This window comes from Catellatospora aurea, from assembly GCF_042663325.1.
Lineage (GTDB): Bacteria > Actinomycetota > Actinomycetes > Mycobacteriales > Micromonosporaceae > Catellatospora > Catellatospora aurea.
The window spans coordinates 54,592-72,719 of the sequence record NZ_JBHTAC010000015.1 but is presented as its reverse complement, the minus strand read 5'-3'; the positions used below and the strand labels follow the sequence as shown (position 1 = coordinate 72,719).

Annotated in this window: 22 protein-coding genes; 7 read left to right on the top strand and 15 right to left on the bottom strand. The window is 70.7% G+C overall.

The features are described 5' to 3' along the window. Positions 1 to 8 precede the first annotated feature (8 nt). The 3 genes from ACFQO7_RS16980 to ACFQO7_RS16970 all read right to left on the bottom strand — a co-directional run bounded on the left by ACFQO7_RS16980 (position 9) and on the right by ACFQO7_RS16970 (position 2,497). Entirely contained in the window at positions 9 to 554 is a 546-nt protein-coding gene (locus tag ACFQO7_RS16980) for a PadR family transcriptional regulator (RefSeq protein ID WP_376807229.1), read from the bottom strand. Positions 555 to 749: 195 nt separating this feature from the next. Beyond that, complete coding sequence (locus tag ACFQO7_RS16975; RefSeq protein ID WP_360539059.1) at positions 750 to 1,586, bottom strand: ABC transporter permease; 837 nt, start codon at positions 1,584 to 1,586, stop codon at positions 750 to 752. Beyond that, the gene (locus ACFQO7_RS16970) at positions 1,583 to 2,497 is read right to left on the bottom strand and encodes an ABC transporter ATP-binding protein (RefSeq protein WP_376807228.1); all 915 of its coding nucleotides are present in this window, start codon (positions 2,495 to 2,497) and stop codon (positions 1,583 to 1,585) included. The genes ACFQO7_RS16975 and ACFQO7_RS16970 overlap by 4 nt, the downstream gene beginning before the upstream one ends. 189 nt (positions 2,498 to 2,686) lie before the next feature. Between ACFQO7_RS16970 and ACFQO7_RS16965 the strand changes: the two genes are divergently transcribed. Further along, positions 2,687 to 3,868, top strand: coding sequence for a serine hydrolase domain-containing protein (locus ACFQO7_RS16965; protein ID WP_376807227.1), 1,182 nt, complete (start codon positions 2,687 to 2,689; stop codon positions 3,866 to 3,868). A gap of 20 nt (positions 3,869 to 3,888) precedes the next feature. Here ACFQO7_RS16965 and ACFQO7_RS16960 read toward each other — a convergent pair whose 3' ends face one another. From ACFQO7_RS16960 to ACFQO7_RS16935, 6 genes are all read right to left on the bottom strand, one after another. Then, positions 3,889 to 5,094, bottom strand: a complete 1,206-nt coding sequence (locus ACFQO7_RS16960; protein WP_376807314.1) for an RNA polymerase sigma factor — start codon at positions 5,092 to 5,094, stop codon at positions 3,889 to 3,891. A gap of 62 nt (positions 5,095 to 5,156) precedes the next feature. Further along, a complete protein-coding gene (locus ACFQO7_RS16955) occupies positions 5,157 to 5,510 on the bottom strand; it encodes a YciI family protein (protein WP_376807226.1) in 354 nt (117 codons plus the stop codon). Between the two features lie 89 nt (positions 5,511 to 5,599). Continuing rightward, a complete protein-coding gene (locus ACFQO7_RS16950; protein WP_376807225.1) occupies positions 5,600 to 6,298 on the bottom strand; it encodes a hypothetical protein in 699 nt (232 codons plus the stop codon). Positions 6,299 to 6,402: 104 nt separating this feature from the next. Then, positions 6,403 to 7,209 carry a peptidase gene (locus ACFQO7_RS16945; protein WP_376807313.1) on the bottom strand — a complete coding sequence of 269 codons (807 nt, stop codon included), beginning with the start codon at positions 7,207 to 7,209 and terminating at the stop codon, positions 6,403 to 6,405. Further along, a complete protein-coding gene (locus ACFQO7_RS16940; protein ID WP_376807224.1) occupies positions 7,209 to 8,492 on the bottom strand; it encodes a VWA domain-containing protein in 1,284 nt (427 codons plus the stop codon). The genes ACFQO7_RS16945 and ACFQO7_RS16940 overlap by 1 nt, the downstream gene beginning before the upstream one ends. A gap of 165 nt (positions 8,493 to 8,657) precedes the next feature. Next, positions 8,658 to 9,296, bottom strand: a complete 639-nt coding sequence (locus ACFQO7_RS16935; RefSeq protein ID WP_376807223.1) for an NAD(P)-dependent oxidoreductase — start codon at positions 9,294 to 9,296, stop codon at positions 8,658 to 8,660. 79 nt (positions 9,297 to 9,375) lie between these two features. Here ACFQO7_RS16935 and ACFQO7_RS16930 point away from each other — a divergent pair, with 79 nt between their 5' ends. Both ACFQO7_RS16930 and ACFQO7_RS16925 read left to right on the top strand, forming a co-directional pair. Continuing rightward, positions 9,376 to 9,861 carry a MarR family winged helix-turn-helix transcriptional regulator gene (locus tag ACFQO7_RS16930; protein ID WP_376807222.1) on the top strand — a complete coding sequence of 162 codons (486 nt, stop codon included), beginning with the start codon at positions 9,376 to 9,378 and terminating at the stop codon, positions 9,859 to 9,861. A 45-nt stretch (positions 9,862 to 9,906) separates the two neighbouring features. Further along, positions 9,907 to 10,476: a mycothiol transferase gene (locus tag ACFQO7_RS16925; protein ID WP_376807221.1), complete on the top strand. Its 570-nt coding sequence runs from the start codon at positions 9,907 to 9,909 to the stop codon at positions 10,474 to 10,476. Positions 10,477 to 10,659: 183 nt separating this feature from the next. Here ACFQO7_RS16925 and ACFQO7_RS16920 read toward each other — a convergent pair whose 3' ends face one another. After that, entirely contained in the window at positions 10,660 to 11,403 is a 744-nt protein-coding gene (locus ACFQO7_RS16920) for an SRPBCC family protein (RefSeq protein ID WP_376807220.1), read from the bottom strand. 211 nt (positions 11,404 to 11,614) lie between these two features. Here ACFQO7_RS16920 and ACFQO7_RS16915 point away from each other — a divergent pair, with 211 nt between their 5' ends. Beyond that, on the top strand, positions 11,615 to 12,811 hold the full coding sequence (locus ACFQO7_RS16915) for an epoxide hydrolase family protein (RefSeq protein ID WP_376807219.1): 1,197 nt from the start codon (positions 11,615 to 11,617) through the stop codon (positions 12,809 to 12,811). 68 nt (positions 12,812 to 12,879) lie between these two features. Here the strand turns inward: ACFQO7_RS16915 and ACFQO7_RS16910 are convergent, their stop codons facing one another. Together ACFQO7_RS16910 and ACFQO7_RS16905 are read right to left on the bottom strand one after the other, a co-directional pair. Next, positions 12,880 to 13,644, bottom strand: coding sequence for an SDR family NAD(P)-dependent oxidoreductase (locus ACFQO7_RS16910; RefSeq protein ID WP_376807218.1), 765 nt, complete (start codon positions 13,642 to 13,644; stop codon positions 12,880 to 12,882). Positions 13,645 to 13,675: 31 nt separating this feature from the next. Further along, positions 13,676 to 14,236, bottom strand: coding sequence for an NADPH-dependent FMN reductase (locus ACFQO7_RS16905; protein WP_376807217.1), 561 nt, complete (start codon positions 14,234 to 14,236; stop codon positions 13,676 to 13,678). A 102-nt stretch (positions 14,237 to 14,338) separates the two neighbouring features. On the opposite strand from ACFQO7_RS16905, the gene ACFQO7_RS16900 reads away from it, so the two are divergent. Continuing rightward, on the top strand, positions 14,339 to 14,806 hold the full coding sequence (locus ACFQO7_RS16900) for a MarR family winged helix-turn-helix transcriptional regulator (protein WP_376807216.1): 468 nt from the start codon (positions 14,339 to 14,341) through the stop codon (positions 14,804 to 14,806). A gap of 104 nt (positions 14,807 to 14,910) precedes the next feature. Then, positions 14,911 to 15,735, top strand: coding sequence for an alpha/beta fold hydrolase (locus ACFQO7_RS16895; protein ID WP_376807215.1), 825 nt, complete (start codon positions 14,911 to 14,913; stop codon positions 15,733 to 15,735). A 6-nt stretch (positions 15,736 to 15,741) separates the two neighbouring features. Here ACFQO7_RS16895 and ACFQO7_RS16890 read toward each other — a convergent pair whose 3' ends face one another. Then, positions 15,742 to 16,104, bottom strand: a complete 363-nt coding sequence (locus tag ACFQO7_RS16890; protein WP_376807214.1) for a hypothetical protein — start codon at positions 16,102 to 16,104, stop codon at positions 15,742 to 15,744. Between the two features lie 221 nt (positions 16,105 to 16,325). Here ACFQO7_RS16890 and ACFQO7_RS16885 point away from each other — a divergent pair, with 221 nt between their 5' ends. Then, entirely contained in the window at positions 16,326 to 16,790 is a 465-nt protein-coding gene (locus ACFQO7_RS16885) for an iron chaperone (protein ID WP_376807213.1), read from the top strand. A 73-nt stretch (positions 16,791 to 16,863) separates the two neighbouring features. On the opposite strand, the gene ACFQO7_RS16880 is transcribed toward ACFQO7_RS16885, so the two are convergent. Both ACFQO7_RS16880 and ACFQO7_RS16875 read right to left on the bottom strand, forming a co-directional pair. Then, a complete protein-coding gene (locus ACFQO7_RS16880; RefSeq protein ID WP_376807212.1) occupies positions 16,864 to 17,427 on the bottom strand; it encodes a hypothetical protein in 564 nt (187 codons plus the stop codon). A gap of 82 nt (positions 17,428 to 17,509) precedes the next feature. Next, entirely contained in the window at positions 17,510 to 17,836 is a 327-nt protein-coding gene (locus ACFQO7_RS16875; protein ID WP_360539002.1) for a hypothetical protein, read from the bottom strand. Positions 17,837 to 18,128 lie beyond the last annotated feature (292 nt).

Below are 18,128 nucleotides of genomic sequence, written 5' to 3'. Positions count from 1 at the left end.
CTATCCGGTCAGAGGTCGTGGAGGGTGTGCAGGACGTCGTCTAGCCAGGCCAGGACCATGCGTTCGTACTCGATGCCGCCGCGCAGCACGACGTGCTGCAGCCGCTGCCCCGCGTCGAGGTCACCGGTGTCGGGGAAGTCGCGCTGCTCGCCGGCCAGGTAGCGGCGCAGGGTGGTCTCGTGGTCGGCGCGATACCGCTCGACCTCGCTGATCAGGGCCGCCCGGCCGGCGGCGTCGTCGAACGCCGCGCCGCGGATCTTGACGGCCAGCTCGTGGCGGACGGTCTCCGGCTGGACCGGTTCCCGCAGCCAGGCGGTCAGCGCCTCCCGGCCGGGCGCGGCCACGGAGTAGCACCGCTTGTCGGGGCGGCCGTCCTGGCCGATCTCCTCGGCGGTGACCCAGCCGTCGGCCTCCATCCGCCGCAGCACCTTGTAGATCTGCTGGTGGGTGGCGGTCCAGAACCGGCCGATCGAGCGGTCGAACCGTCTGGCCAGCTCGTAGCCGGACCCGGGCTGCTCCAGCAGCGAGACGAGGATCGCGTGTTCCAGGGCCACGCCGTTATTATGCTATGAAACTAATTGCATATCAACCCACCCACGCTTCGGGGCGTGATCACGGCGGCAGGGTAACGACACGCCGCCGAACACGCCCTCAAGTTCATGATCAACGCGGCGGGGCGGGGCGGGAACGGGGCGGGAACGGCGAAGGGCCTGCTTCCGTGGTGGAAGCAGGCCCTGGGGTTCGTCCGGTCAGGACACGTCGCGGGTGCGGGTGAGCAGGGTGCCGATCAGGCCGGTGACCAGGGCCCAGGCGACCAGGACCAGCGCGCCGACCCAGTAGCGCGGCTGCCCCGGCAGGTCCGCTCCGCTGGTCATCAGGGTCGAAGCGAGCGAGGGCATGGCCCACTGCACGTTGGCCAGCCAGTCCCACTCCAGCAGGTTCGTCAGCACGTTCACGATGATCGACACGGCGATCGTGCCCACCGTGTACATGACCATCGCGGTGATGGTCGCGCCGATCTGGCTGCGGATGAGCACGCCGATGCCGATGCCGATCAGCGCCCACAGCGCGTACGCCAGGCCGTTGAGCAGGATCGCCCGGATCACGTCCCAGTCCCCCAGGGCGGGGGTGATGTTCTCCGAGTTGAGGAAGATCGCGGTGGCCGGCACGGTGATCGCCGTGGTCACCAGCCACAGCACGACGCCGAACACGCCGCCGGCCGCCGCCTTGGCCAGGATCACCGAGGTGCGGTGCGGGGTGGCCAGGAACGTCGTGGTCGCGGTCTGGTGGTGGTACTCGTTGGTGACCGTGATGATGCCCAGCAGCATCACGAACATCAGGCCGAAGTACTGCCCCGAGGTGACCATGTACGAGGTCAGCGCGACGGGTTCGGCCAGCGCCGACATCGCCGCAGCGCCCTCGGGGTCCATGCCCTCGGCCATCTCCGCCGGCTGGTCGAGCACGAAGTGCATGTTCAGCGCGTTGATCGCGAACGCCAGCAGGAGCAGGCCGAACGCGCCGAGCGCGAACAGCCACCACACGTTGGTCGTACGGATCTTCAGGAACTCGCTGCGGATGAGCCTCACCGGATCGCCTCCTTGCCCGCGGTCAGGTCGAGGAAGACGCGCTCCAGGTCGGGGCGCTCGGTGACCAGTTCGTGGACGGCCACCCCGGCGCTCAGCGCGGCGTCGCCGACCTGCTCGGCGGTGACACCGGTCAGCACCAGCGCCCCGTCCTCGCTGTTGCTGCCGACGCCGGGAAGCGCGGCGAGCAGCTTGTCCGGGTGCGGGGTGCGCACGCGCACCGAGCCCGCGTTGCCCGCCCCGCCGATCACGTCGGCGACCGGGCCCTGCGCCACCAGCCGGCCCGCGGCGATGATGACGACGTCGTCGGCGAGCAGCTCCATCTCCGACAGCAGGTGGCTGGAGACCAGGATGGTGCGGCCTTCCCCGGCGAGCTTCTGCAGCAGGTCGCGCATCCAGCGGATGCCCTCGGGGTCGAGGCCGTTGGCGGGCTCGTCGAGGATCAGCACGCGCGGGTCGCCGAGCATGGCCGCGGCGATGCCCAGCCGCTGCCGCATACCCAGCGAATAGCCCTTGAATTTGCGCTTGGCCGCCGGGGTCAGCCCGACCAGCGCCAGCGCCTCGTCGGCGCGGGAGGCCGGCAGGCCGGCGGCGGCGGCGATGACCCGCAGGTGGTTGCGACCGGTGCGGCCCTTGTGCGCGCTCGACGCCTCCAGCACCGCGCCGACCGCCTGCAACGGCTCGGCGAGGTCGGCGTAACGCACGCCGCCGATCGTCGCCGTGCCCGCCGTCGGCGACACCAGATTCAGGATCATTCGTAACGTAGTGGTCTTGCCGGCCCCGTTCGGCCCGAGGAAGCCGGTCACCCGTCCCGGCTTGATGGTGAACGACAGCCCGTCCACGGCCTTGACCTGCTTGTAGTGCTTGGCCAGGCCGGACACGACGATCTCACCATCGGTGATCACATTGCCCATCCGGACAGTGTGCTCGGTCGTGGCAAGCCCGGCCAGTGCGAGCGGGCTCCGAATACCTCCATGACATGGATATCCGCCGCCAGGACGACCGCGACATCCTCCGCGCGGCCGACGACAGCGTCCTTCGCCGGATTGACGGCACCGGTGCGCCGATCGGGCAGCATGAGATTTGTCCAAAGGGGAGGGTTCATGACCAGAACACCCGTCCGTGCCGCTCTCGGCACCGCCGTCGCATTCATCCTGTTGGCCGGTGCCGCACCCGCCGCCGCGACCGGGGGAACGCTGCGCCCGCAGCTGGAGGCGATCACCGCCGCCGGCATGCCCGGCGTGTTCGCCCAGGCCGTCGACGGCCGCCACCGGCAGTCCGCGGCCGCCGGGGTCGCCGACGTCACCACCGGCGCGCCCACCCGGCCCGGCATGCGCCACCGCGTCGGCAGCATCACCAAGACTTTCACCGCGACCGTCCTGCTCCAGCTGGCCGGGGAGGGCCGGCTGCGGCTCGACGCGCCGCTCGGCCGCTACCTGCCGGCGTACGCCGTCGACGGGGTCACCGTCCGGATGCTGCTCAACCACACCAGCGGCATCGCCGACTACGACCACGTCATCTTCGCCACCGACACCTCGCTGGAGGAGAACCGCCACCGCACCTTCACCCCCGCCGAACTGGCCGCGTTCGGGCTGAACCAGCCCGCCACGAACCCGCCCGGCGCGGCCTGGTCCTACTCCAACACCAACTACGTGCTCGCCGGGATGATCCTGGAGAAGATCACGGGCCGGTCGCCGGCGTACGAGATCACCAAGCGGATCATCCGGCCGCTCGGCCTGCGCCACACCTACCTGCCCGGCACCGGCACCCGCATCCACGGCCCGCACGCCGCCGCCTACATCCCCTGGTACGAGGGGGTGCTCGTCGACTTCGCCGACTACAACATGTCCTGGGGCTGGGCGGCCGGTGACCTGGTCTCCACCACCGACGACCTCAACCGGTTCTACCGGGCGCTGCTGACCGGCAAGCTGCTGAAGCCCGCGCAGCTCGCCGAGATGCAGACCACCGTGCCGTGGGTGCCCGGCGCGCCGGAGTACGGCGGCTACGGCCTCGGCCTGTACTCGAACCTGCTGCCGTGCGGGCTGGCCTGGGGCCATGACGGCCTCGTGCTCGGCCACTCCACCATCTCCTGGCACAGCGCCGACGGCCGCCGCCAGGTCACCGTCGCGCAGAACATGACCCATTACGTCGCGCCCGGTCAGCCTGACCCGATCTCGGACGCGACCATCACCATGCTGGTCACGCAGCTGTGCGGCGAGCAGCCGGCCACGGCCCGCACCACCGCCGCCCGCCCGCACCTGGCCGAGCAGTCCTTCCGCCGCTGAGCCCTGGCTTTTAGGCGGGCTCACGACCGCCCGGAAGCCGTGTCCAGGTCGGCCAGGCGCTCGGACAGGAACGCCCGCTCGGCTTCGTTCGCCGTGACGGCCAGCGCCCGGCCGTACGCCGCGCGGGCCTCCACCTCGCGCCCGGACCGCAGGAGCAGGTCGGCCTTGACCGCGGGCAGGTACTGGTAGCCCGCGAGACCGCCTTCCCGTTCCAGCCGTTCGACCTCGGCGAGCGCTACCTGCGGCCCGGCGGCCATCGCCAGCGGCACCGTCCGGTTCAGCGCCACCACGGGCGAGGGCCACACCTCCAACAGCCTGTCGTACAGCTCGACGATCTGCGGCCAGTCGGTCTGCTCGTACGAAGGGGCCTCGGCGTACAGCGAGGCGATGGCCGCCTGCAGTACATACCGTCCGGGCCGGCGGCCGCGCAGTCCGGCCACGATGAGGTCGTGTGCCTCCGCCATGGCCGACCGATCCCAGCGGGTGCGGTCCTGGTCCCGCAGGCGCAGCAGCCGTCCGGCGGCGTCCACCCGGGTGGCCCGGCGTGCGTCGGTGACCAGCAGCAGGGCGAGCAGGCCGCGGACCTCCGACTCGTCGGGCATCAGCTCGTGCAGCATCCGAGCCAGGTGCAGAGCGCGGTCCACGAGGTCGGCGTTCACCAGGTCCGCACCCGACGGCGCGGTGTGTCCCGTCGTGAACAGCAGATGGATCACGCCGAGGACCGGCCGCAAGCGGTCGGGCAGCTCGGCCGCCCGCGGCACCCGGTAGGGGATGCGGGCGCCGGAGATCTTCTTCTTGGCCCGGGTGATGCGGGCCGCCATGGTCGGCTCGGATACCAGGAACGCCCTGGCCACGTCCGGGGTCGGCACGCCGCACACCAGGCGCAGGGTCAGCGCCAGCTGGGCCTCCTGCGACAACGCCGGATGGCAGCAGGTGAAGATCAGCCGCAGCCGGTCGTCGGGCACACCGCCGTCGGGGTCCTCGTCGAGCAGCCGGTCCACGGCGATCTCCTCAGGCTCCAGCAGCAGTGGGAGTTTCGACCGGAACGCCTGCTCGCGCCGGATCGCGTCCACCGCGCGCCGCTTGGCCGCCGTGGTCAGCCACGCCGCGGGGTTGCCCGGAACGCCGTCGCGGGGCCACCCGCGCATGGCCGCGGCGTACGCCTCCTGGACGCACTCCTCGGCCAGGTCCAGGTCCCCGGCCACGCGCACCGTCGCGGCAAGCACCAGGGCCCACTCGCGACGGTGCGCCTCGGCGATCGCCGCCGCGACGGCCGACGGCTCGCCCATCAGGCCGGGCGCTGCACGAAGCCGCCGCCGGCGATCGGCCGGACCTCGACCCCGCCGCCGGCGTGGCAGGCCGGGTTGAGCCTGGCGATCGCGAGCGCCGCGTCGAGGTCGGGCGCTTCGAGGATGTAGAAACCGGCCACGATCTCCTTGACGTCGACGAACGGCCCGTCGGTGACGACGTCGCCGCGCACGGACGTCGCCAGCTCCCTGGTCGTCAACGCGTAGGCGGCCACCAGCGCCCCGGAGCGCTCCAGCTCCTCGGCGTGCCGGTCGTGCGGGGCGGTGTCCTCGCTGGTCGCGTGCGCGCTGTGGGCGGAGTCGCCGGCGTAGATCAGAACTGCGTACTGGGCCATGACGGGCTGCCTTCCTGCGGTGTTCGGGGTCGGTACGCCGGTACGTCGAACGGCCCCGCGCGGAATCGACAGACTGTACGGCAGAAACTTCAAAGATCTTCTGCCGCGTCCGCCGCTGCGGGGTCGCGCCGCATCGAGCGCACGACGTAGCCGAGCGCGATCATCGAGTACATCGGGTAACCCACCTCGCGCATGTCGAGCGAGTCGCCGATGTGCCAGGAGAGCGGGTCGAGGCCGAAGTCGTAGTCGATGAGCGCGAACACGAACCACAGCGGCGCGTACGCCCGGTCGAGTCGTTGCACCTGATCGCCGTCGACCGAGCTCGAATGCAGCAACTGCGCCAGCACCGCGACGTCGGCCACGATGATCACCCCGAGCACTCCGACGATCCAGGCCTGCCGGAGCAGACCGCGCTCCGCGAGCACCGCGACGATCCCGAGCACGAGCAGCAGGCCTGCCAGCCATACCAGGGCGGAGTCCCGCCTGCCGAACGCCTTGTCGAGCTGCAGGACCGTGAACACCACGGCTGGGACCAGCACCGCGAGGACCGGCCACCAGCCGCGGGCCCGCAGCAGGCCCGCGATCCGGTATGCCGCCGCGGCCGCCAGCCCGCACAGGATCACGGTGCCCAGCAGGTAGACGTAGTCCACGTCCGCGTGGTCCATGGTCCTGTCGCCGGTCAGGCCCCACCCGAGAACGAGTGTGATCACCCCGAGCAGCAGCAGCGCCGTACACAGCACAGGCGCGAGAACGAGCTCCGCGATCTTTCTGGGACTGACATCGGCCATGCCGCATGGTGCCACGCCCATCCGTGCCACGATGCCCCGCTCGGCGGCCGACAAGCGTGACAGCGCCCCTTCCTCCGCATGCCGGGGAGGAAGGGGCGCTTCCTTCAGCTACGGCGGCGACGCCAGGTCAGCGAGAACCCGAAGACACCGGCGACGGCGGCCAGGACACCGCCGACCGTGGTCCAGATCCAGCGAGCCGAGAGGTCCGGCAGCCAGTCGAACGTCCCGGTCGCCTCGTCGGGGTCCGGGCTGGGGCTGGCCGAGGGATCGACCGATCCGGCTGCGGTGATCACCTGGCCGGGTTTGACCTGCGGAACGAGCGGCGCTTTGAGCTCGCCGTCGTCGGCGACGGCGTCGCCGTGGGCGCCGAGCAGCATGTCGACCTGGATCGGCAGGCCGAGATCCGGCTCGGGCAGATCGGTGACCGACAGCCGGACGTAGTACGTGCCGGGCAGCGGATCGCCGGACCACGGCTCGGCCCAGGAACGCACCCTGCGCAGGGTGCAGCCGAGGCTGACCTCGGTGGCGGTCGCGGCGGCGATCGGGGTCTGCACGCCGGCCGTGCACGCCTGGCGGCGGCGCAGCCCGTCGAAGACGTCCACCGTCCACGTGGACGCGCCGGTCCGCTTCGCGGCGGGCGGGAGTGCGACGGTCAGCGCGATCTCGGTGGTCTGCCCGGCCGTGGCGCTGAACGACCAGTAGAGGTAGTCGCCGGTGGTGGCTGCCACCTGAATCGGCTGGCCGACGTTGACCGCCGTGGCGGTGAGGAACGAGGTTCCGGCCCGGTTGACGGTGGCCGATCCCGGTGAGGGGGTCGGTGCGGCGATGGCGGCGGCCGGCATCAGGGCGACGCAGGCCGCGGCGAACACGGCGGCCGCGAGGCGGTGGTGCGTACGCACACGGGTCAGCATCAGTTCGTCCTCCAGGTCGCGATCCACCAGCGGGTCCCCCAGCCGGCGAGCACGCCGGTGATCAGGCCGGCGACGGTCAGCACCAGCAGCAGGAGCCAGCCGCTGCCCAGCCCCGGCGCGTCCGGCGCGGGCGAGGTGGCGACCACGTCGATGGTCAGCTCGAAAGGCATGCCCGGCGCGTCGTTCGACGTCGAGCTGGCGAACGAATTGCTGATCACCAGGCAGACTTCGGTCGGAGTGGTCGGACCGTCTGCCGGCTGGTCCGACTCGACGTCAGGTTCCAGGGCCGACCAGCGCAGGCCGGTCGACAGCACGTCGGTGCGTCCACTGCCCGCGTCGGTGCCGCGCACGAGCTCCCGGCCGTCGGCCGCGGTGGCACGCAGCAGTACGCCGTAGTCCCGGTTGACCGGGCGGTCCAGGGCGATGCTCACCGAGGCGCGCAGTTCCTGGTCCACGCGGACCGGCACCCGGTACCAGCGGTGCTCGGAGATCTTCTCCCGGTCGGTGTAGACGCCGGGTGCCAGCAGCGGCGCTCCGGCGCATTCCTTGCCGCCCGCCACGACCGCGGGAGGCTTCACGACGGTGGTGTCCTTGGCCCGGTCGACGAGCTGCTTGATCCGGTCCGTCAGCTGCGCCGGCGTCTCCGCGGAGGCGTACGTCCCGCCGGTGGCCGCGGCGATGCAGACCAGCTGCCGGCGCACCTTGTCGTCCGGCGCCAGGCCGAGGGTGTCCACCACCAGGTGGGTGCCCTTGGCGGCCAGTTCGCGGGCAACGTCGCAGGGGTCCGGCGGAGCGCAGGTGTCCTCACCGTCGGTGATCAGGATGATCCGGCGGGCGGTCTCGCCGGTGCCCAGGTCCTCGGCCGCGCCGCGCAGCGCCAGCCCGACCGGGGTGAACCCGGTGGGCCGCAGCTTGGCGATGGCGTTCTTGGCGGCGGCCCGGTCCACCGGGGCCACCGGCACGATCTGCTGGGTGTCCTTGCAGCCCTCGGCCTTGTCCTTGCCCTTGTAGGTCGCGCCGAGCACGCGGATGCCGAGCTCTGTTCCGTCCGGAAGCGCGTCGACGACCTCGTTGAACGCCTGCTGGGCGACGGAGATCCGGGTGCGGCCGTCGATGTCGGCGGCGCGCATCGATCCACTGACGTCGAGGACCAGCTCCACCCGCGGCGGCGGGGCGGTCTCGACGGGTTCGTTGTCATCGGCGTAGGCCGCCGTCGGAAAGACGGCCGACAACGCGACCGACGGTCCTATGAGGATGGCCCGTAACCATCTGCTGTTGATCACCGCGGTGATCTTACTTATCGCGTCAGGCCCGCTGGCAGCGGATCGACTGTATGACGATCATCCATATACGACCGTCGGGCATCGACTACGTGCTTGTTAACGCGGGGTGTCCAGACACCGCCGCCGTGCTCGCCCAAGGAACCGCCGAGCACGGCGTCATCCGGCTCAGTACGCGACCCCGACGGCGCGGCCGATCGTCGCCGGGTCGCCGAGCGCGGCCAGCATGGCATGTGCCACGTCGGCGCGGGAGATCGTGTGGCCACGGGCGACGTTGCCGCCCACGACCCTGCGGTATCGGCCGGTCACCGCCTTGTCGACCAGCTTGGGCGGCCAGAACACCGTCCACTCGGTGCCGCTGTTCCGGATCAGGTCCTCCATCACCGCCAGGTCCCGGTACACCTCCTTGAAGGCCGCGCTGACGATCGGCAGCAGGATGCGGCGGCCGAAGAAACCCTCCCCCTCGGCGGGCGGGCCGACCGGGGCGGCGCTCACCGCCACGAAGCGGCGGACCCCGGTAGCCGCCATCGCGCCGAGGATTCCACGGGTGGCGTCGGAGGCCGTGGTGCCGGCCTTGCGGCCACGGGAGCCGACGCCCGAGAGGACCGCGTCGCTGCCCTTCACCGCGGGCAGTAGCAGGTCCGGGTCGGTCAGACCGCGAACGGCAGCCACCTCCAGGGCCGGGTGCCGCAGCTCGAAACGCGCCGCATCGCGGACCACGGCGGTCACCGCGTGTCCGGCGTCCAGTGCCTGGCGCACCATGTGCCCGCCGATGCCGCCGGTGGCTCCGAAGACAGTCAGTTTCATCAGCTGCCCCTCTTCCTGAAATAGGGAGTCTCAGTAATTGTTACCCTACCGGACAATATCTCGGCGGTACAATACTCCCGTGCCTCCGCCTTCGGACCGACCGCTCAACGAGCGGACCAACTTCCTGCTGTCGCAGCTGGGCTTCCACACCGCGATGCGGTTCACCGAGCGCCTGGCCGCACTGGACATCCAGCCCAGCCACTTCGGCCTGCTCATGCACCTGGCCCAGGGCGAGGGCCGGTCCCAGCAGCAGCTCGCCGAGGCGCTCGGCATCCACCGCAAGGTCATGGTCGGGCTGCTCGACGACCTGGAGCAGCGCGGGCTCGCCGAACGCAGGCGGCATCCGGCGGACCGGCGGGCGCACGCGATCCACCTGACCGACGCCGCCCGCACCCTGCTGCCACAGGCGCGTGCCATCGCCGACGCCGAGGAAGAGGACCTGCTCACCGGCCTTTCCGGCGAACAGCGGCGACAGCTGCTCGGCTTGCTGCAGCACATGGCCGAGAACTCCGGCAACCCCCAGGGCGTCCACCCCGGACTGCGCCGCAATCCCGGCTCGCCGTGAACGCAGCACACGATTGATCACCGCACCGCCGGGTAGGGGTCTGGCATGACTTCTGTCGAGGCGCAGGGTTATCCCGAGCCGCCGGCCATTGCGGGTGAGGCGGAGACCCTGCTGGGCTCCCTGGAACGGCAGCGTGCCACGTTCGCCTGGAAGTGCTCCGGGCTCGACAGCACAGGGCTGCGCAAACGTGCGGGCGTATCGGCGATGACCCTCGGTGGGCTGCTCAAACACCTCGCCTACATGGAGGACGTGAACTTCACCGGTGACCTGACCGGCGCCGAGCTGCCTGCGCCGTGGCGCGACCTGGAACGTGACGCCGAGCCCGGCTGGGAGTGGCGGTCGGCCGCTGACGACGAGCCCGCGCACCTGTTCGAGCTGTGGGAGCAGGCCGTCGGCCGGTCCCGGCGAGCGGTGACCGAGGTGCTGCTGACGACCGGGGTCGACACCGTGTACACGGCACCGGACGGCAGCCTGCTCACGCTACGCCGGCTGCTGGTCGACATGATCGAGGAGTACGCCCGGCACAACGGCCACGCCGATCTCATCCGGGAGGCCGTCGACGGCCGGGTCGGTGAGGACCCACCGGGCCCCGCGTACCCGTTCCAGTTGGCGTAGGCCACCAACCCGAGAGGAGCTGAGCGAGTACATCTAGGAGGTGCTCGCTGAGGCCCGTCTCGACGTCGAGGTGTTGCCGGAGCGCCGTGGCGTCGACGAGGCCGCCGGCGAGTGGCGAGACTGGTGACCCACGCCGCCGACGCGGGCGGTGACCATCTGCACGTGTGCCACGTCAGGGCGCGGTCAGGCCGCCTGGATGCGCCGCGGGCCGTGCGATGCGCTTCGACACTGCCGTCGCCATGACGTGAAGACGTACCGGTGTACCGACTTGAGCCCGACGGACGTCGCCAGGGCGATGAGGGTCGGGAATGCGCCGCGCACGGCGACGGTGGTGGTCCTGGTCAGCCGGGTGCGGTCGCCGGCCTGGCACACCAGCTGAAACCGCTCCTCGATTCCGGTCACCCACCTGGCGAACGCCAGATCGGTCTCCTCCATGCGGAACTCCAAGGTCTCGGCCGGCTCCCAGCGCGTGATGCGCTGGTGGACCACTCCCTGCTCCGCCTGGCACTCGCGCTGGGCACCGACACCGCCGACACCGCCGGGCAGCGTACAGGCGACGGGGCGGGGCGTGCCGACGACGAACACCGGGCAACGCGGTGCGCGATCCATCCGTGAGTCGGTCAGCAGCGGCCACACCTCATTGGGCGCTGCGTCGAGGGTGACTCCGGTAGTGACGACCAGCCGGACCGAACCTCTACCAGCACCTTTAATGGTGATCACAATGTCCTGCCCTCCCGTTTTGAGCGAACGCTCAAGGAGAGCATACGATCCGCGACAAGGTGCCGCCGCCCCGGAGACCCGGTCGGGCGCGGCCGCGGAGGCGCGCTCCGCCGCCGGTGTAGGCCCACTGCCGGATGCTCGCGCTTGTTGGCCGCGGACACGTCCTTGACGCAGGTCGATGACGGCCAGTCGTTTGTGGCCGAACACGGCGTCGCCTCGATAAGCACCACCCCGGTGTCGTCCGGGCCGCGGTGGTGCAGCCGCTGCAGCGATTCCGGCTGAACGTGCGGTAGTGCCGGCACGGCGTGGCGAACCGTAATACCATAAGGCAGCTAAGTGAAAAAAGCTCCTAAATCGGATGAATTCGACCAGCCGATTCCATTCGCGCACAGAATCCGCCACGGCAAAGGGGGCACGCGTGCCTGCCAAAAGCAAGAAGACAGCGATCCGCCCGTTCACCGTCGAGGTGCCGCAGTCGCAGCTCGACGACCTGCGATCCCGCATCGAGGCCATGCGCTGGCCCGAAAAGGAGACCGTCGACGACCTGACGCAGGGCGTGCAGCTCGCGACGATGCAGGCGCTCGCGAAGCACTGGGCGACGAAGTACGACTGGCGCAAGTGCGAGGCGCGCCTGAACTCCTACCCGAACTTCATCACCGAGATCGACGGGCTGGACATCCACTTCATCCACGTCCGCTCCCAGCACGAGAACGCCCTGCCACTGATCATCACGCACGGGTGGCCGGGATCGATCGTCGAGCAGTTGAAGATCATCGAGCCGCTGACCAACCCCACCGCGCACGGCGGTAAGGCCGAGGACGCCTTCCACCTGGTGATCCCGTCGATGCCCGGCTACGGCTTCTCGGGCACGCCGAAGACCACCGGCTGGGGCCCCGACCACATCGGACGGGCCTGGGTCGAGTTGATGAAGCGGCTCGGGTACGACGAGTTCGTCGCGCAGGGCGGCGACTGGGGGGCGCTCATCGTCGACATGATGGGGGTGCAGGCGGCCCCTGAGCTGCTCGGCATCCACACCAACATGGCCGGCGCGGTGCCACCCGAGATCGACAAGGCGGCCCTGGCCGGAGCCGAACCGCCCTCCGGCCTGTCCGAGGAGGAGCGGCACGCCTTCGACCAGCTCACCTTCTTCTACGCCAAGGGCCTGGCCTACGCCCAGGAGATGGGCAACCGCCCGCAGACGCTGTACGGCATCGCGGACTCGCCGGTCGGGCTGGCCGCCTGGATCCTCGACCACGACGCCCGCAGCACCGAACTGATCGCACGCGTCTTCCAGGGCAAGAAGGAGGGCTTGACCCGCGACGACGTGCTGGACAACATCACGCTCTACTGGCTGACCAACACCGCGATCTCCGCGTCGCGCCTGTACTGGGAGAACAAGCTGGCGTTCTTCGCCCCGAAGGGCGTCGGCGTGCCCGTGGCCGTGAGCGCCTACCCGGATGAGATCTACTCGGCGCCGCGCAGCTGGGTCGAGCGGGCCTATCCGAAGCTCCTGCACTACAACAAGCTCGACAAGGGCGGGCACTTCGCCGCCTGGGAACAGCCGCAGTCGTTCACCGAAGAGCTGCGCGTCGGCCTTCGCCCGCTGCGCCGCTGACCAAGCCACGATCCTGCCAGGGCTGCCGCCCCTCGAAACAGGCTGTCGAGGGGCGGCAGCCCTGCGTGTCACCAGGCGGTCGAACCTCCGTCGACCGGATAGTTGGCGCCGGTGATGTAGGACGCCCGATCGGAGGCGAGGAACGCCGCCAGTTCCACGACCTCCTCCGGCCGCGCGAACCGTTTGAGCAGAGTCTTGCTGGTTATCGCGTCCCGGGCGGCCTGATCGTCGCCGAGATCGCGGTCGCTGAGCGGGGTCAGGGTCGGCCCCGGACTGATCGCCACGGCACGGATGCCGTGGCGCGCGCCCTCCAGCGCGAGCTGCCGCGTCATGGCGATGACGCCCGCGTTGGCGGCACTGTGCGCGACCATCGGCGGGACCGCGCCGGCGACCATGCCGGCCATGGACGCGACGTTGAGGATGACGCCACCACCGCGGCGGACCAGATGCGGCCACGCGTACTTCGACACGAAGAACGGAATGTCGAGTTCGCCGGTGATGGTCGTACGCCAGTCCTCGACCGTGAACTCCGGCATCGGACCGAAGCGGACCACGGCGGCGTTGTTGTAGACGACGTCGAGTCCGCCGTAGGCGGCCGCGGCGTCGTCGACGGCTCGCCGTACCTGCTCCGGGTCGGTGAGATCGACCGGCGCGATGCCGGTCATCTCCCCGCCGCCACGACGGACGAGGTCTACCGTCTCGTCATTGGCGTCGGTCATGATGTCCAGGCCAACGAGGCTCGCGCCTTCCCGCGCGAAGACCAGCGCCGAGGCGCGCCCCAGACCCCGGCCGCTGCCGGTGACCAGTACAACCTTGCCGTCGAGCGTTCCCATGAGACTCCTCCTGTCTGCCAGCGGTGCGAGGTCACTTGGCGCGCAGCGGCGCGAGGGCCCTGCTCCACGCCACCACCTGGTCGAGGGTCGTGTTGAGCGTGTCCCGCTGGTGCGGGCCGGGCTTGAACACGCTGAAGTTCTCGAAGTCGGTGAACAGCGACAGCGCCACCTGCGAACGCACGTCGGCCAACTGCAGCTCACCCGCGATCAGGCGCAGGTGCTCCACCGCCCGGGTGCCGCCCACCGAGCCGTAGCTGACGAAGCCGACGGCCTTGTTGTTCCACTCGCCGTACAGGAAGTCGATCGCGTTCTTCAGCGCGCCCGACGTCGAGTGGTTGTACTCCGGCGTCACCATGACGAACCCGTCGAAGGACGCGATCCTGCTCGCCCACGCCAGGGTGTGCGGCTGGGTGTACTGGCCCATCGAGGGCGGGTACGCCTCGTCCAGGTGCGGCAGCCTGTAGTCGACGAGGTCGACGATTTCGAACTCGGCGTCGGCGCGCTGCCGGGCGACGTCGTACACCCACTGCCCCACGGCCGCCCCGTTGCGTCCCGGCCGGGTGCTGCCGATGATGATCCCGATTCTGGTCATCTGTCCGTTCCTCCACACTTGTCCAGTCATCCCACGATGTCCTTGCTTCGTCAAGCAAACATAGCGCCACTATTTCCTTCGTCAAGCAAGTAAGCTGGGGATATGTCTGCCGTCACAGCACGCCCCACCGGCGAGCCGCAGCCGCTGAGCCCGGCCGAGGACGCCCTCGTCCGGTCCCTCAGCCGCCTCATGTACGCCCTGCCCCGCGCCATCGACGCCGACATGGTCCGCGAGCAGCGGCTCCCCTTCACCGAGTTCCTCGTCCTGAAGTACCTGTCCGAGGCGCCCGAGCGCCGACTGCGGATGACCGAACTCGCCGCCACCAGCGAGATGTCCCTCAGCGGCATGAGCCGCATCGTGGGCCGGCTGGAAGGCGAGGGCTTCGTTCAGCGGGTCAGGAGCGAAGCGGACGCCCGAGGCTGGAACGCCGTGCTCACCGACGCCGGCCTCGCCCGCCTGACCGAAGCCTGGCCCACCAACCTGGCCTCGGTACGCCGACATTTCCTCGACCACCTGACCGGGCTCGACCTCAAGGCACTCGCCGCGGCGCTGCAGGACGTCGCCACCTGAGCGTGCGGCCCAGGTGCTCGGCCCCACGCGAACAGGCCCTGGTGATCTAATGTCGACCGGTGGAGAGCACGGCTTCAAGGCGTCCACCGCTGAAGGAGGGCTCGATGCGGGTCGACGGGATCACGTCCGCGGACGGCGCACCGATCACGGTGCACACGACGGGCACCGGGCCGGACGTGGTGATCCTGCACGAGGGCGGCATCGCGCAGCAGCATTACCACGGGCTGGCGGAGGCTCTGGAACACCGGTTCACCGTGCACCTCTACGACAGGCGCGGCCTGCCCGGCGCGGCCCCGCTGGACGGCTCCGAGACCCTCGGAACCGATCTCGCCGACCTTTCAGCGGTGCTCCGGCACACCGGCGCCCGCAGCGTCCTCGGGCATGGCAGCGGCGGCTTCCTCGCCCTGCGCGCGGGGCTGGGCCTGCCGCTGTACCGCATCGCGGTCTACGACCCGAGCCTGTCAGTGTCCGGCCACCCGGCGTGGGACTTCCTGGAGCCGCTGGAACAGGCCGTGCTCTCGGGTGACCAGGCCCGAGCGCTGACCGCGCTGGCCCAGGGGACCCATCCCGACGGGCTCGCCGCCAAACTGCCCTTCGGCTTCGCGCTGCGGGTCAACCGGCTGCTGCTGCGCACGCCGAGCAGGCGGGCCGCGGCCGACCTGCTGCCCGCCGTGCTCCCCGAGATCCGCCGCATCCGCGAACACGACGGCCCGCCCGGCGACTACGCCGGGATCACCGCTGAGGTCCTGCTCGCCGCCGGTGCCCGCAGCCCGGAGCACTTCGCCGAGAACTGCCGGACGCTGGCCGAGGCGATCCCCCACGGCCAGGCGCTCATCGTCCCGGGAGCGGCCCATGACGCCGCCGTCACCGCCCAGGACGAGCTCGTCCGTCCGGTCTCCCGGTTCCTGGCGGGTGCGCCTATCGGGTAGTGCCGGTCACTGGCTCCAGCGGGCGCCCGGCAACGCCGCGAAGATCCGCTCCAGGTCGGCCGGGGTCTGCGCGCGCACCCACGCCCACATCCAGTCGTCGCCGTGCGTCCGCACGAGCTGCCCAGCCGTGAATGCCAGCGGACCGTCCTCGGCCTCCATGCCACGGGGATCGAGCAGCCCGTTGCACGCGTACTCTTCGCGCAGCGCGACCGGCAGCCCGAACCCCCGTCGGTCGGCCACCTCGTCCGGCGCGGCGACCGGCTCGCCCGGCAGCCCCCAGGCAGCGGTGAACAGGCGCAGGAACTCCCACACCGCGGAACGGTCGGCCAGCCGCCGCCGCAGCTCCTCGGCCGTGTCGAACCCGGTCACGTCGTCGCTCCGTTCGGCCGTCGAGCCCGTAGCCGGGCCGCCATCGAGAACTTAGCGGCCTCGCCACCCGGCGGGCACCCGGACCCGCGTTCCGTGCCGCGTTCCGTGGTCGCCACGGATGCCCGCGGAGCGGCCCACGGGCGATGCTGAAAGCACGAACGACCCGCCCGGAAGGGCCCGGCACGGACAGCGCACACCACCTGATTCAAAGGAGATTCGTCATGAAGGCCACGAAGACGTCCGACAAGAGCACGAAGGCTGCCGAGAAGTACGACGGCTTCACCGACGAGGAGCGCGGCGCGATGAAGGACCGCGCCGCGGAACTGAAGTCCGCCACGCGCCGCGGCGCCAAGGCCGACGAGGAGGCCACCGTCCTCGCGAAGATCGCCGAGATGCCGGAAGCCGACCGTGTCCTGGCCGAGCGCGTCCACGCCCTGGTCAAGGCCAACGCGCCGGAGCTGGCCCCGCGGCTCTGGTACGGCATGCCCGCCTACACCCGCGACGGCAAGGTGCTCTGCTTCTTCCAGAACTCGGCGAAGTTCAAGTCGCGGTACGCCACGCTCGGCTTCAACGACGTCGCGAACCTCGACGACGGCACGATGTGGCCGACCGCGTACGCCCTGACGGAGCTGACCGCCGCCGCCGAGGCCCGCATCGGCGCGCTGCTGCGCAAGGCCGTGAGCTGACCACCGAGGCCCGTCGGGCCGGGACGTGTGCCGCGCCCCGGCCCGACGCGCTCCGAACCCGTGTGCGCGGCCGTCAGAGGCCGGCGAGCAGGCCGATCTCGGGTTCGAGCGCGCCGGGCTGGTTCAGCGACCGGAAGTCGCCCTCCACGTCGGACCGGTTCAGAACGCCCGCACGGACGGCACCGTGCCGCACCACCGACCACAGGAACACGTCGAGGTTGTCGAACTGGGTGTCCGCCTCGATCACCTGCTCCTCGTGGAACCAGACCGCGACGCGGCCGCTGGTCAGCACGACGTAGTAGTTGCCGCCGCCGTCGGCGCCGATCGACCACACGTCGTCGCCGGACACCACGGTGGTGTAGTCGGAGTCCAGGATCTCGCACTCGTTGGCGGCGAAGTCGAAGCCGTACGACCAGTCGTAGATGTCGAGGAACTGCGGCATGGCCCCCGAACGGACCCGCCGGTCGAATGCGGACAGCGCCGCCGCGGCGGCGGGCGGGAGCTTGGCCAGGAACGGCTCGACGGCGCGGACCTCGGCGGGGATGCTCACCGTCGGCGCGTCCGGGTACCAGCGCGCGAGATCGGCGTCGAGGTCACGGTCCACATACCCGGCAAGGTGATCGAGCGCGAGGATCATGCGGCAGATGCTATCGACCTCCCCGGACGTCGAACGTGATCATGGTCCGGTGGTTCGTGACGACATGGGGTCCTGCCGATGCTCACGCCGGGATGTCGCGTACTCCCGGCTGACCGGCGCGGGGAACGCCCGGCTGCAGCGCGCATCGTCGGGCGGCGGTGCCCGCTCCCGCGGCGGCGAACAGGGCGATCAAGCCGCCACCGATCCAGCCCACCAGCAGTAGGAAGATCGCCAACAGCACGGCGGCGGCGGCCAGCGCGAAGCCCAGGCGCGCCGCACTGCGCCTGCGGTACTCCACCGGCGGGCACACCACGCCCGTGCTCAGGCCCAGCACGAACACCGGGTCGCCGGCCCTGGTCCGCTCGGCCAGCCCGTCGAGACATGCCTGCTCCTCGGGACGCAGCGACATCGCCCCCACCCCTCTTCCGGTCTCGTGTGCCGACCTCCTACCCATGCGAGGGCTTCCCATACCGCCCCGAGCGCCCGAACCTGCGCCAGGCGGCCTGCCCGCGCGGTTTGGCGGCGGCCACCTCCGGGGTACGGCTGAACCATCGACAGCAGGAGGCAGAAGATGACCGACCCACGCGATCCTGTGCAGCCACCCGTACCGATGCCGCCGCCGCCCACACCGGCTCCCCCGCCGACGCCTCCGCCGCCGGCCCCGTCGCCGATCCCGCCGGTGCCGCCACCACCCATGTGAC